The 12,604-nt window shown below is 28.0% G+C and carries 14 protein-coding genes and 1 pseudogene; 3 read left to right on the top strand and 12 right to left on the bottom strand.

All coding sequences use genetic code 11. The annotated features are described in order from the left end of the window. Nucleotides 1–4: 4 nt before the first annotated feature. From AVBRAN_RS03865 to AVBRAN_RS03845, 5 genes and pseudogenes are all read right to left on the bottom strand, one after another. Nucleotides 5–1,264, bottom strand: coding sequence for an MFS transporter (locus tag AVBRAN_RS03865; protein WP_239803596.1), 1,260 nt, complete (start codon nucleotides 1,262–1,264; stop codon nucleotides 5–7). Between the two features lie 22 nt (nucleotides 1,265–1,286). After that, on the bottom strand, nucleotides 1,287–2,447 hold the full coding sequence (locus tag AVBRAN_RS03860) for a UxaA family hydrolase (protein WP_239803722.1): 1,161 nt from the start codon (nucleotides 2,445–2,447) through the stop codon (nucleotides 1,287–1,289). Nucleotides 2,448–2,546: 99 nt separating this feature from the next. Further along, nucleotides 2,547–2,804 (bottom strand): annotated as a pseudogene (locus tag AVBRAN_RS03855) (UxaA family hydrolase); the annotation flags it as partial. Further along, entirely contained in the window at nucleotides 2,801–3,766 is a 966-nt protein-coding gene (locus AVBRAN_RS03850; protein ID WP_214118481.1) for a 2-keto-3-deoxygluconate permease, read from the bottom strand. The gene AVBRAN_RS03850 and the pseudogene AVBRAN_RS03855, both read right to left, overlap by 4 nt. Nucleotides 3,767–3,779: 13 nt before the next feature. Next, nucleotides 3,780–4,676 carry a dihydrodipicolinate synthase family protein gene (locus tag AVBRAN_RS03845; protein ID WP_239803595.1) on the bottom strand — a complete coding sequence of 299 codons (897 nt, stop codon included), beginning with the start codon at nucleotides 4,674–4,676 and terminating at the stop codon, nucleotides 3,780–3,782. 228 nt (nucleotides 4,677–4,904) lie between these two features. Between AVBRAN_RS03845 and AVBRAN_RS03840 the strand changes: the two genes are divergently transcribed. Both AVBRAN_RS03840 and AVBRAN_RS03835 read left to right on the top strand, forming a co-directional pair. After that, entirely contained in the window at nucleotides 4,905–5,768 is an 864-nt protein-coding gene (locus AVBRAN_RS03840; RefSeq protein WP_239803594.1) for a helix-turn-helix domain-containing protein, read from the top strand. 62 nt (nucleotides 5,769–5,830) lie between these two features. Beyond that, nucleotides 5,831–6,661 (top strand): ATP-binding protein, encoded by an 831-nt coding sequence (locus tag AVBRAN_RS03835; protein ID WP_239803593.1) that lies wholly within the window; start codon nucleotides 5,831–5,833, stop codon nucleotides 6,659–6,661. A 35-nt stretch (nucleotides 6,662–6,696) separates the two neighbouring features. Here the strand turns inward: AVBRAN_RS03835 and AVBRAN_RS03830 are convergent, their stop codons facing one another. The 3 genes from AVBRAN_RS03830 to AVBRAN_RS03820 are packed head-to-tail and all read right to left on the bottom strand — an operon-like array spanning nucleotide 6,697 to nucleotide 8,447. Then, a complete protein-coding gene (locus AVBRAN_RS03830) occupies nucleotides 6,697–6,987 on the bottom strand; it encodes a metal-sulfur cluster assembly factor (protein WP_239803592.1) in 291 nt (96 codons plus the stop codon). Beyond that, complete coding sequence (locus AVBRAN_RS03825) at nucleotides 6,968–8,116, bottom strand: hypothetical protein (RefSeq protein ID WP_239803591.1); 1,149 nt, start codon at nucleotides 8,114–8,116, stop codon at nucleotides 6,968–6,970. The genes AVBRAN_RS03830 and AVBRAN_RS03825 overlap by 20 nt, the downstream gene beginning before the upstream one ends. 10 nt (nucleotides 8,117–8,126) lie before the next feature. Next, nucleotides 8,127–8,447, bottom strand: a complete 321-nt coding sequence (locus AVBRAN_RS03820; protein ID WP_214118493.1) for a hypothetical protein — start codon at nucleotides 8,445–8,447, stop codon at nucleotides 8,127–8,129. Nucleotides 8,448–8,614: 167 nt separating this feature from the next. Between AVBRAN_RS03820 and AVBRAN_RS03815 the strand changes: the two genes are divergently transcribed. Beyond that, complete coding sequence (locus tag AVBRAN_RS03815) at nucleotides 8,615–9,631, top strand: hypothetical protein (protein ID WP_239803590.1); 1,017 nt, start codon at nucleotides 8,615–8,617, stop codon at nucleotides 9,629–9,631. Here the strand turns inward: AVBRAN_RS03815 and AVBRAN_RS03810 are convergent. From AVBRAN_RS03810 to AVBRAN_RS03795, 4 genes are read right to left on the bottom strand one after another with little or no spacing between them, the layout of a single operon-like run. Beyond that, the gene (locus tag AVBRAN_RS03810) at nucleotides 9,617–10,090 is read right to left on the bottom strand and encodes a YbaK/EbsC family protein (protein ID WP_214118975.1); all 474 of its coding nucleotides are present in this window, start codon (nucleotides 10,088–10,090) and stop codon (nucleotides 9,617–9,619) included. The genes AVBRAN_RS03815 and AVBRAN_RS03810 overlap by 15 nt on opposite strands. Further along, entirely contained in the window at nucleotides 10,083–10,847 is a 765-nt protein-coding gene (locus AVBRAN_RS03805) for a phosphatidylserine decarboxylase (protein WP_214118977.1), read from the bottom strand. Before AVBRAN_RS03805 ends, AVBRAN_RS03810 begins: the two co-directional genes overlap by 8 nt. 8 nt (nucleotides 10,848–10,855) lie before the next feature. Then, on the bottom strand, nucleotides 10,856–11,947 hold the full coding sequence (locus tag AVBRAN_RS03800; protein WP_239803589.1) for a metallophosphoesterase: 1,092 nt from the start codon (nucleotides 11,945–11,947) through the stop codon (nucleotides 10,856–10,858). Nucleotides 11,948–11,949: 2 nt separating this feature from the next. Next, entirely contained in the window at nucleotides 11,950–12,597 is a 648-nt protein-coding gene (locus tag AVBRAN_RS03795; protein WP_214118979.1) for a Crp/Fnr family transcriptional regulator, read from the bottom strand. Nucleotides 12,598–12,604: the final 7 nt, after the last annotated feature.

Raw genomic sequence — 12,604 nt, 5'->3', positions numbered from 1 at the left:
CTCCTTATTTAATATTTGTGTAAGATTTTTTTAAATGTATTAACATAAGCACTCCTAAGAATGCAACCAAACATAGAGCAATTAAACCTGCATAAGAACTATTAAATTGACTTTCGGCATAATTTTTTAAATTAGGTGCTACAAAACCACCAAGATTGCCTAAAGCCCCAATCAATGCTATTCCTGCTGCTGCTCCTGTGCCTTTTAAGATTTGAGTTGGTAAATTCCAAAAAATAGGCTGAATCGCTATAAAACCAACAGCTGCTAAAGATATGAATAAAATAAATAAAGCTAAAGAATTTATAAATACAGATAAAAACATACTAACAACAGCTAATAACAATAATGCAATACTAAAAGAACTCCAAGCTCTTAATTTATCAGCATAACTTGTAACAATAGGTAGAGCAATTAATACAACAGCCCAAGGAATTGCACTAATAATTCCAACCTTTAATCCAACATTTGTCCCTAAAAAATGTGAAACTTGAGTAGGTAAATAAAATAAAACCCCATAAACACTAAGCTGAATTGCAAAATAAACTAAAACGAATTTCCATACAATAATTGATGATAAAGCTTTGCTAGAATTTAATTCTTCTTTATTATTTTGTTCTTTTTCAAGTTCAGCAATTAAAATTGCTTTTTCTTCTTCGCTTAACCATTTAGCATCTTCAGGTTTACTTGCAAGTTTAAAATAAGCATAAAAACCAACTATAACAGTAATAGCACCTTGGATAATAAACATCCATTGCCAATTTTTAAACCAAATGCTAGGTGCATAATCTAATATAGCCCCTGTAATTACGCCACCAAGCATTAGTGCAAGCGGTGCTCCTAATTGATAAAAACCATAAGCTTTTGACCTATAAATAGTAGGGAAAAAATAACTAAGATATAAAATAACCCCTGGGCTAAATCCTGCTTCGCTAAGCCCTAATAAAAATCTTAGAATATAAAAACTTGTTTCATCTTTTATGTAAATCATAGCCATACATACAAGTCCCCAAGTTATCATAATTCTACTTAGCCAAATTTTTGCCCCTAATTTATGCAATAATAAATTTGATGGAATTTCAAATATCGCATAGCCTATAAAAAATATCCCTGCACCTAAAGCATATGCAGCCTTGCTAATACCAGCGTCTATTTCTATATAATCTTTTACATAAGCAATATTTGATCTATCTAGCATTGCTAAACAAAACATTAAAAGTATTAAAGGCATTATCTTTAAATACATTTTATTTACTATTTTTTCCATGTAATCCTCCTTTGATTACGACTTAACAAGTTGTTGCAAGTCTCCAAACGCTAAAATCATTTTGTTTATTGATTTCTGCTTTTGTTAATTTACCTTCGCTTATTCTTACAATTAATTCAATTAATTCGTCTCTAATATCTTCTTTACTCTTATTACCATCTACGATTTCACCAGCATTTAAGTCAATTACATCAGCCATATTCTTCGCACAAAAATTATTTGTGCTTAGCTTAATCGTTGGAGTTACAGGGCTTCCTGTTGGAGTTCCACGACCTGTTGTAAATACAACTAAGTTCGCCCCACCTGCTACCATAGCACTAAGCTGCTCTATATCATTTCCTGGAGTATCCATAAATGTAAGACCTTTTTTAGTAACTGGCATTGCATAATCAATCACATCTACAACTTTGCTCGTCCCTGCTTTATAAACACAACCAAGGCTTTTTTCTTCAATAGTAGTTAGCCCACCTGCTATATTTCCTGGGCTTGGATTTGCACCACGAATATCTGAGCCACTATTTTTTACATTTTCTTCAAAGCCATAGATTTTTTCATATATTTTTTTCTCAACATCAGCATTAATTGCACGCCTTGCTAAGATATTTTCAGCTCCTATTAGCTCGGTTGTTTCAGCTAAAATTACAGCTCCACCATTCTCTACTACATAATCACTTAAACTTCCTAAAGATGGATTTGCACTAAGCCCACTATAAGCATCACTTCCACCACATTCAGTTCCTAAGATAATATCGCTAAAATCGCCTTCACTTAATTCACATTTACTAGCATTTTCAAGCATATCTTTAACTATTTTTATGCCTTCATTTGTTGTATTTGTAATACCACCTAGCTCTTGAATACTAATTGCTCTTATATCTTTATAAGGAGCTAAACTTTTTGCTAATTCTTTAACAGAATTTGAACTAATAGTCTCACAACCAAGCCCAACTACAAGTGCTGCATATACATTAGGATTTGCACAATTTCCAGCCATTAGCATTCTTGTTTGCTCTGCATCAAAATCAAGCTGACTACATCCGTGCTGATGAGTTACATATACAGCTTCAGGACACGCTTTAGCAATGTTTTCTACGACCTTATTAGCACATACAACGCTAGGAATTATTAAGACCTTATTTCTTAAGCCAAACTTGCCATCTTCTCTTCTATAGCCTTTCAAAATTACTTTTTCGTGTTTTGAATCTTGTGCATTTAGATTTTTCTTATTTGCACTTTCTTGACTTAATCTTAAAGCATTTTCTAATTTTGAACTATCACAGCTATCTCCCCTACCACGAACGCCTTCGGTGTTGCTTGTATGAACCCACTCGCCTTTTTTTATATCAATACTAGCTGCTCCTATTACTTCGCCGTATTTAATAATAAAATCACCTTTTTTAATATCAGTTAAAGCGAATTTATGTCCGCTTTTAATATCATTTAATAAGGTAACTTCATTAAAAACTTCGCCTTTATTTAAATCACTTATTGCAGTTGCAACATTGTCAATTTCACTAACTTTTAAAAATCTATTTTTCATAATTTAACCTTAAATTTATTTTTTGCCCATTTAGAATAATAAGCAGTAATTATTGGCACAACAAAAGCTGTTACTACAACGCAAGTGCTAACTAAAATCGTTGCATGTTCTACTAATGGTTTAAAATCTGGATAAAAATCAGCAACTAACATCGGAGTAGCCGCAGCTGCTCCTGCAGTACTTGATGCTGCTATACCTGCAGTTCCATTGCCTTTTGCAATAAAAATATCTGCAAATATTAATAATATTCCTGTGTATATGATTACAATAAATGCTAAAACCAATCCAGATAATCCAGCATCAAGAATCGAGCTTAAGTTTATAGTACTTCCAAGTGCAAAACCAACAAAAATTATCATTGGCTCATTTAATTTAGTTAAAAATTCTCTAAAATCTTCATCTAAATTACCCAATACAAAACCTAATACAAATGGAATCATTAATCCTATAAAGTTTTGTATAGGAAAAGATGCTAAACCACTAACCCCCAAAATTAACATAGTAAATAAAGGACCACTTTCTATCATTAACAATAAACTAGCACCAGCTTCTTCTGTAGTTCCGTATTGTTTTGTTAAAGCCGTATAAAGACCAGCATTAGTCATATCCATTGCAGCAACTACTGCTAATGTGCTAAAACCAACAAAAAAGCCTTCAGTTATCATACCGTTAGGAACAAGCTGTTTAACTATAATACACGCCATAAATGCGGCAAATATTTTAGTTGCTAACAATACTCCAGATTTTTTTAAAACTGTTGTAGTAGCCTTAAGTTTAATACTTGCTCCAATACCTACAAACCAAACAGCAAGCATTACTGTTGCACCTGTTCCTAAGGCATTAGTAAAAGGTCCAAAATAAGCCAATTTATCAGGAAGAAAAGTATGTATAATAGCACCTAATAACATAGGAACTAACATCATACCACCTGGAACCTTTTCTAAAAATTTCTTAATTTTCATTTTAAACCTCTATTCAGAGTATTCTCTCTATGTTTTTAACTAATTCTTTTGCATATTCGAATTTTTCATCAAGTGCTTTTAAGGTCTCTTCGCTTAGTGGGTGAATGCTTTTGTTTGCAAAAGCAAAACCACGAGCTTTAAGTAAAAGCGCAAATCCCATAGGAAATGATAAGCTCATTCCAAATCTAATAGCTGGTAGCAAGGCTTTTTGAAGCTTGATTGCTCTTTCATAATTTTTCTCATTATATGCTTTATAAATCGCACTCATAGCGTCAGGGAAAACACATCCTGCACTTGTCATTGAACCTTTTGCACCCATCATTAAAGCTCCAAAATAATGCTCTTCACGACCCACAAATACATCAAAATCACTTGGCACAACATCTAAAATATGGTTTAGCAACAAAGCATCTCCACTGCTATCTTTAATACCTACAATATTTGGTAATTTGCTTAATTTTTCAATTAGATTTAAACTCATTGCAGGTGCAAAAAGTGGGATATTGTAAATATAAAGTGGGAGTTTTACTTTTGCTTGCAAGTCTTTTACATAAGTATAAATCGTATCATCGTTAAACTTATAATAATATGGCATCATAAGTAAAAGCGCATTAGCCCCTTTTATATAAGCTTCGTTTGCAAGGTCTAAGCTCTCTTTATAAATACAACTTCCTATCCCACAAATAACAGGCACTTTATTATTTGCAGCTTTAATTGAAAGCTCTAGCATTTTTACTTTCATTTCGTATGGCATTGCTTGAGAATCTCCCGCACTACCATTACAAAATAAACCATCAAGTCCTTTTTCAATGCCCCATTCACATATCTTTAAAAACTCAACTTCGTTAATACCTCCATCATCTTTATATGGTGTATATAAAGCTGGTAAAGTTCCTTTTAAAATTCCCATAATTTCTCCTTAATTTTGTATATACAAAAAAATTAAATTTTATTTTTTGTATTTAAGAAAGAATATGCAAAAAATGATAAAAATTATGAAAAATAAATTAAATAAAATTAATTTTTTTGAAAAAGTGTTACTTTTTGTAAATTAAAATTTATATTTTGTATATACGAAAAAATTTTTATTAAATTTTTCTTTTGTAAAATATATAAATTTTAAAACTAAAGGCGAAAAATGATATATTTACCTAATGAATTAAGTAAAATCAGCAAAAATGTTATAAGTTCTAATTATCTTAATCTTTGTTTATATGAAACTAGAAAAAATGATGATTATTATGAAGTATTATTTGATGATTATGCTCTTGTTTTTATAAACGATGGATATAAAATGATACATACTAAAAAGCAAGATTTTACAATTAATAAAAACGAGATTTTGTTTTTTACAAAAGGCTCATATCTGATAAAAGACTGCGTAGAAAATAACTATTATAATTCAATTATAATTTGTTTTAAAGAAAGTATTTTAATAGAGCTAATTTATAAATATAAAGCCCTTTTAAATAGCAATTTTACAACCGATGAGCATATTTTTAAGCTAAATTCTAATGAATTATTAAGCTCAATTTTTACATCATTTTTGCCTTGTTTTAGCTATAAAACCAATGAAGATATTTTAAAATTAAAATTTGAAGAATTATTTTTAGCCCTACTTTATAGCAAAAACAATCAAAGTTTTTTATCATTTTTAAAGACCATAATCACCAATTTTAAACTATCTTTATATCAGATATTTTCATATTGCGAACAAGATTTTCAAAGCGTAAATGATATGGCAAAAATATCTAATATGTCCTTAACTACTTTTAGCAAAAACTTCAAACAAAGTTTTGGAATTAGCCCTAAAGAATGGCTTGATAATAAAAAATTTGAAAAAGCAAAATTCTTATTAGAATTTTCAAACAAAAACATTACAGAAATATGTTTAGAAGTAGGATTTAACTCCCCTGCTTGGTTTATTTCACGCTATAAAAAAAGATATAATAAAACCCCAAAACAATTTCAAAAATCAAAAAACTTATATTTTTTACATTAAAACTATTAGAAATAAAATTCTTTTTTCCTTATAATTTTTCAAAAATTATTTAAGGAGAAAAGATGAAAAAATATATTTTAAGTATAGCATTACTTGCTAGTATGAATGCAATGGAAGTTAAAGAAATCAATGCTTTTGCTTCGCCTGAGAGTGTTGTGGCAAATAAAGATTATGTATTTGTCTCAAATGTGGGTCAAAAAATTGAGCCTTTAAACAAGGATTTAGATGGTTATATAACTATAATCTCAAAAGCCGATGATAAAATCAATGTATTTGTAAAGAATTTAAATGCTCCAAAAGGTATGAAGATTATTAACAATACACTTTATGTTGTAGATATTGATACTTTATACGGCTTTGATATAACAAGCAAAAAAGAAGTATTTAAGCTAGAAATTAAAGGCTCGGTATTTTTAAATGCAATTGAGAGCTTAGACAATGATACTCTTTTAGTAAGTGATACTGGCACTTATACGATTTTTGAAATCAATTTAAAAGATAAAAATTATAAAACTTTTATGAATATTGACAAAAGTTATGGTGGTCCTAATGGCTTATTGATTGATAAAAATTCTTTATATGTTGTAGGATATGATCCTAGTGAAAAAGATGGTGGAGCTATTTTAAAAATTGATTTAGCTAGTAAAAATGTAGAAAAAATAAGTGATAATTTAGAGCAATTTGATGGAATTGTTAAAATTAATGATGATATTTTAGTATCTAGCTGGGGTAAAGAGCTAAATGGTTATATTTATAAACTTAATCAAAATAAATTAGAAAAGCTAGATTTAAAAGCACTTAAAGGACCTGCTGATATGTTTTATGATAACTCTACAAACACACTTTTAGTGCCTGAAATGGCTAATAATTCTTTATTAAAAATCAAATTATAATTAGAATTTACTATGAGAAAATCTCTCATAGTAAATCAAAAACTTAAAGCACTTTTGACCTCATCGCTAGCCATTTCTATACTCCAAGCAGGCTCAAACACTAAATCAATATCAACACTATCTATTCCATCTACACTTAAAATAGAGTCTTTTACCCAAGTTATCAATAAATCGTGCATAGGACAAGATTTAGTAGATAAGGTCATAGTGATTTTACAATATGAATTATCAATTTGTATATCATAAATAAGCCCTAAAGCTAAAATATCAAAACCCACTTCAGGGTCAATTACATTTGAAATTGCATTAATTACTTGCTTTTTCATTCTTTGCTCCTTTGTAATTTATATAAGTAAAAAAATTGATTACATTAATTAAAAGACCTATATTTAACGCTATATATAAATAAATTGATGAACTAAAATAAAGAGAAATTACTAAGCATATATTAATTAGCATAGTAAAAAAAGCTGCTTTTTTAATCACCATATCATCTAATAAAGGGACTTTTATTTTTCCGATTAATTTTGAAATGAAATGAAACCATATTAAAAATGGCAAAATTTTATAAATATGTGCGATTATAAAAGGTAAAATCGTTGCAAAAATTAATAATTTAATAGCTAAAGCATAGTCTAAAACATAAAATTCTCTCATCGCTAAAAACGAGCCAATACAAGCAAAAACAATATTTAAATTCCAATAATCTTTAGCCTTTCTTGTTCGTATTTTAAGTATATATAAACACCAAAATACAAAACAAGCTAGGGAAAAAATAGCTATACTTTTATGAAAAAATGCTAAAAAATACGCCACTAAACTAAGCCATAATAAATAATTTTTATGCTTATGAGTTAGTGCAAACATTGGCAATAACACACTAGCAGCACCTATACAAATAAATAAAATAAAACCTAACATAAAATATATATGAAGATGAAGAATTAGTTCATAATCTAAATATATAAGCCCGTTTAAAATAAGCACAATTAAACCAGCACAAACTAAGCCTAATGCTAAAAAAACAACCCCACAAAATAAAGCACTTTTAGCAATATTATTAAAATCAAAAAATGATATTAAAAACAGCACAATAAAATAAAAAACACTTAAAATCATAGCAAATACGCTATATTTTAGTAATGCCAAATCATAATTTAAAAACGAATACATAATAAAGGCTAAAGAGATATTGCAAATAAAACTCACAAAAAATACACCTTTTATACTAAAGAATGCTTTTTCATAAATTACCGAGCTTAATTGATAAAGGCTACCTATTATTATATTTAAAGCAAATCCAGCAAAAAAACAATGTAAAAACGCTTTAAATTGATAACTCTCAAAATCGTAATTTGAATAAGAAAATAAAAACATAAAAGCTAATAAATAGCAAAATGCAAATATAAAATAAATAGCCACCACTTTAAATGGTGGTGCGAATGCGTTTAACATAACTTAGCCCTTATGGATGGTCTTTACAAGCTTCATCAAAATTGCTATGCTCTTTAATTTTAGTAAATACTAGCCAAAAAAGTCCATCTTTTTGTGTAGTTTGAATATCATAATATGGCTTCACGCTAGGAAGTAAGCCTAAAGGATTTTTATGATTTAGCATAATTAATTTTTGATTAGGCTTTAAATTATTTAAGCCAACTCTAGCATTTATCATAGGTTCAGGTGGCATACACTGACTACTATCAAAAGCTAAATATTCATCATTCTCATAAAACTCAACCGTAGCATTTGCTAAACTAACTTTTTTCCAAGATTTAAAATCAAACATTTTTTCTCCTTTTTTCTCACTATTCTAAAAAAGTTTAAAAATTTTGACTTTGACTTAAGTCAATTTGAAGTTCAAAAAAAAGAAAAATTAAATACTTAAATAAATTTTTAAATCAAATTCCTAAATATTTATTTGCTATAATAAACCTTATTTTTACAAGGTTAAATATGAATATAAATCAAATAATTAATTTTAAATTTAATTTTAAAAAGATTTTATACAAAGCTTTATTTATTGTTTTTATAATAATTCCACTTTTATATATTTTAATTATGAGTTTATATTTATTAGAATTTAATCCACAAAAATATAGTAAAAATCCAGAAGCAAGTGAAAAATTTTTAACCGGATATTTATTTATTGATATTGCAAATACATTAAATATATTTTTTAAATATGATAGCTTTATTGTAAGACCTTTTTTAAATATAGCTAAAAATTATTATGATGAAGGTAAAAAGCTCTTGCCAGATGATAGTATTGAAGATATTATGTGGTGGGTTTTGTATTATAAACGCATGTATGGTTTAACTAAAAAAACACAAGATTATAGTATGTTAGACAAGCTAAGCTACGATGATTATCAAGAAATCTATGAAATGATAAAAAGAGTGCCTTATGGCAATATTTATTATGATGTGGATATTATGACAGAATATAGACTATCTAATATGCTTGGTTTGGTTATGCTATATATGTCTCATTCTCCACATAAAAGGTCATATGAATATTATATAAAAGATTATGATAAAGCAAGTGAAATTTATGAGCTTTTAAATATAGCTTTTAATAAATACTATTCATATCAAGCAGAGAAAAAATTTAATTACGCACTATACCTAGAAGTAGTCATAGATATCTTAAGAACTTCAGCATTTAAATATTATAGTGAAAACAATTACTACGATGGAACTTCAAAAATAGATGTTACTGATATACCTTTACCTGATTATATTTGTAATGCTACAGACACAATAAAAATTAATGAATACTTTAAAAAAGCTATTTTATTTACAGATAAAAGTAATGTATATATAAAAAATATCTATGATGGTCCGGTTAATTATTTATATGCTTTACATAAATATTGCCCAGAAGATAAAGAAATAAGATATAGAATGCTTAATGTTATTGTTAATAAATTTCAACCAATGTATAAAAAAGGAGAATTAAATGATAGATGAATTGCTTATACTAGCAATATTAAAAAGCTTTTGAATATATTTTGCATTTATTTTTAGCTGAAGACCACGAAGCCCAGCACTAAGCACAAAATACTCAAGCTCTAAAGCTCTTTCGTCAATAAATCTAACATAATCTTTTTTCATACCAAAAGGCGAACAACCGCCCCTAATATATCCTGTTTTATCCTTTAATTTATCAAGTTTTAAAAGGCTTAAGGATTTTTCTCCTACCGCCTTTGCAAAAGATTTTAAATCTATTTCTAAATCCCCTTGAATACAAGCAACATACAAGGCATTTTTACCCTCGCAAACTATGGTTTTGTAAATATATTTAATATCAATTCCTGTCTTTTTTGCTACACTAATTGCTGATAAATCATCATCTACTTCATAGCTTAATAATTCATAATCTATTTTTAAAGTATCTAAAAACCTTGCTGCATTAGTCTTTTTAATCATTTGCTATTCTCTGTCCGAATTTAATCGCACCAACTTGGCATTCAAGTTTTAAATCATCGCCTAAGATTAAAATAGTAGAACCCATCAAAAATCTTCCTAGCATTTCGCCTTTTTTTAAGCTTACATTATCATAGTTTTTCTCATAATCACTTGCATTTTTCATATTAGTTTGCACGCTTGTATCAAAATCAAATTCCATCTTGCCAACATTTACAGCCCCTACAAAAACCATATAAAAAATATCTCCATTATCTTTTTTGCAAGTTAAAACCACACGCTCATTTCTTGAATACAAATTATCATGCTTACTAAGTGCTTTTAAATTAACGCTAAAAAGCTCCGCACAAAAATATTTTAGATTTAAAACCTGCATATTACAAGGACTATGATAATTGTGATAATCCCTTGGACTAAGATAAATATTTAAAAAATCAAGCTCATTTTTAGGAGTAAAACCTAAAAGCTCTTTAATATCATAATCTTTACCTTTTATACTAAACGCCTTTAAATTTGAGCTTTTTGCATAACTTAAAATAGTGCCATCACAAGGACTTATAAAGCCACTTTCAAATTCTCTTGGCTTTATTAATCTTCTAGTAAAAAGAGCTAATAAACTATCGTATTCTTTATAATCTTTAAACTCATCTAAAGGTATATTAAAATGCTTTACATAAGTTTTGTTTATATAATTTTGCATAATTTTTGGATATTTTATGCTTACTAATTTACCAAAAATTCTTGAAATTGTTTTTCTCATTATATTCCTTAAAGTCTAATTATTACTATTTCACTAGGTGCTAAAAAGCGTATAGATGGACCCCAAAAACCAGCACCACTACTAACATATAATTTAGTTTTTTTACCGATTTCATAAAGTCCGTGCAAAAATCCTTGCTGCATTAAAACAAAAATACTAAATGGGAAAATCTGCCCTGCGTGAGTATGTCCTGATAAAACTAAATCAAATCTACTCAAATCAAATTCCTTAGCTACAACAGGTTGATGAGCTAATAAAATATTGTATTTAGTATCATTAAAATTTTTATAAATTGGGGCTAAATCCATTGGCATTCCATATTTTGCACCCTTTAAATCATTTATGCCACTAAGCACTATTTTGCCTAAATCTATGCTTTCGTTTTCTAATACTTTTATATTGGTTTGTTTTAATTTTGCTAGGATTTTTGTAGCGTCGTGGTAGTATTCGTGATTGCCAGTTACATAAAAGCAAGGCTTATTAAAGGTATTTAATAAATCCAAATAATCAATATCATCTATGTTAGTATCTATTAAATCCCCAACAATTACTACATAATCAACTTCTTGTTCGTTGATTTTTGCGATTAATTTTTCTAAAAAATCTTTGTGCAAATTCTTGCCTAAATGCACATCACTTATCATTGCGATTTTTATTCCTAAATTAGCATTTAAATCTACATATTTAATAGGTGGAATTTTAATTGCCTTAAATATACCTTGTAAAAAACACCCAAATGCAACAAATAAAACGCCTAAATCACAAATCAATTTTAAAGTTTTTCTTCTATTTGTGTCTATATTCTTTACGCTTTTAAAGGCTATAAATTTAACAATATCATAAATTAAAGCGATTAAAAAGAAGAAGAAAGAAAAACCCAAAAGAATTGATAAAGTAGTATAAAGAAAATCAGGCAAAAAATTAGCTCTCATAGAGAACAAAAATACAACATTAGATATGAATAAAACTATGCAAACTACTAAAAAAAAGTTTTTAAATCTAGGGAAAATTACTCTAAATAATTGTCTATAAATATAAGCATTTGCAATAAAAACAGCAACGCAAAATGCAGTAGCAAATAATAAATGGTGTAAGCTCATAATTAATTCTCGTAAAGTGATTTTAAATATTTTTCATCATGAATTATTAAGTTTTTATCATCATCAAAACTAATAATTCCATCATTTTTAAACTTAGCTAAAATTCTAGAAAAAGTCTCTGGAGCTAGATTTATAAATGAAGCTAATTGGATATGCTTTATGCTCTTAAATACTTCGCTTTGCTCGCAAACTAATTTAGCTAACTTTGCTTCAGCACTTAAAATCATTTCATTATGAACGAATTCTGATAAATAAATTAACTTTTTTGAAATTCCACTTAATAAAGCTAGAACAAAATCAACCTTAGTTAAAAACTTATTTTTAAGCTCTTCAAAATCAATCTTAATCACTTCCCCACTATTTAAAAAACTAGCACTCGCAGGAAAAGGAATATTTTCAAAATTAGCTAATTCGGCTACAAAAGAAATCGGAGTTAATTTATGCATAAAAATTTCAGCTCCTTTTTGGTTGGTTTTATAAACCTTAATATTTCCTTTAATTAATAAGTGCAAATACTTACTACTTTCACCTTCCATAAATAGCATTTCGCCTTTTTCGTAGCTTTTAAGAATACAAATTTTTGCTAATTCTTCAAGCTCATTTTCGCTAAAATCTTTAAAAAAAGAAATTTTTTTTAATACTTCTTTCATTGGCACT

The organism is Campylobacter sp. RM12651, assembly GCF_022369475.1.
In the GTDB taxonomy this organism is placed as follows: domain Bacteria; phylum Campylobacterota; class Campylobacteria; order Campylobacterales; family Campylobacteraceae; genus Campylobacter_E.
This window is presented reverse-complemented; position numbering and strand designations above follow the sequence as displayed.

Coding starts and splice junctions, on each gene's coding strand:
- AVBRAN_RS03865 (WP_239803596.1), bottom strand. CDS start 1,264: ATGGAAAAAATAGTAAATAAAATGTATTTAAAGATAATGCCTTTAATA.
- AVBRAN_RS03850 (WP_214118481.1), bottom strand. CDS start 3,766: ATGAAAATTAAGAAATTTTTAGAAAAGGTTCCAGGTGGTATGATGTTA.
- AVBRAN_RS03845 (WP_239803595.1), bottom strand. CDS start 4,676: ATGGGAATTTTAAAAGGAACTTTACCAGCTTTATATACACCATATAAA.
- AVBRAN_RS03840 (WP_239803594.1), top strand. CDS start 4,905: ATGATATATTTACCTAATGAATTAAGTAAAATCAGCAAAAATGTTATA.
- AVBRAN_RS03835 (WP_239803593.1), top strand. CDS start 5,831: ATGAAAAAATATATTTTAAGTATAGCATTACTTGCTAGTATGAATGCA.
- AVBRAN_RS03830 (WP_239803592.1), bottom strand. CDS start 6,987: ATGAAAAAGCAAGTAATTAATGCAATTTCAAATGTAATTGACCCTGAA.
- AVBRAN_RS03825 (WP_239803591.1), bottom strand. CDS start 8,116: ATGTTAAACGCATTCGCACCACCATTTAAAGTGGTGGCTATTTATTTT.
- AVBRAN_RS03820 (WP_214118493.1), bottom strand. CDS start 8,447: ATGTTTGATTTTAAATCTTGGAAAAAAGTTAGTTTAGCAAATGCTACG.
- AVBRAN_RS03815 (WP_239803590.1), top strand. CDS start 8,615: ATGAATATAAATCAAATAATTAATTTTAAATTTAATTTTAAAAAGATT.
- AVBRAN_RS03810 (WP_214118975.1), bottom strand. CDS start 10,090: ATGATTAAAAAGACTAATGCAGCAAGGTTTTTAGATACTTTAAAAATA.
- AVBRAN_RS03805 (WP_214118977.1), bottom strand. CDS start 10,847: ATGAGAAAAACAATTTCAAGAATTTTTGGTAAATTAGTAAGCATAAAA.
- AVBRAN_RS03800 (WP_239803589.1), bottom strand. CDS start 11,947: ATGAGCTTACACCATTTATTATTTGCTACTGCATTTTGCGTTGCTGTT.
- AVBRAN_RS03795 (WP_214118979.1), bottom strand. CDS start 12,597: ATGAAAGAAGTATTAAAAAAAATTTCTTTTTTTAAAGATTTTAGCGAA.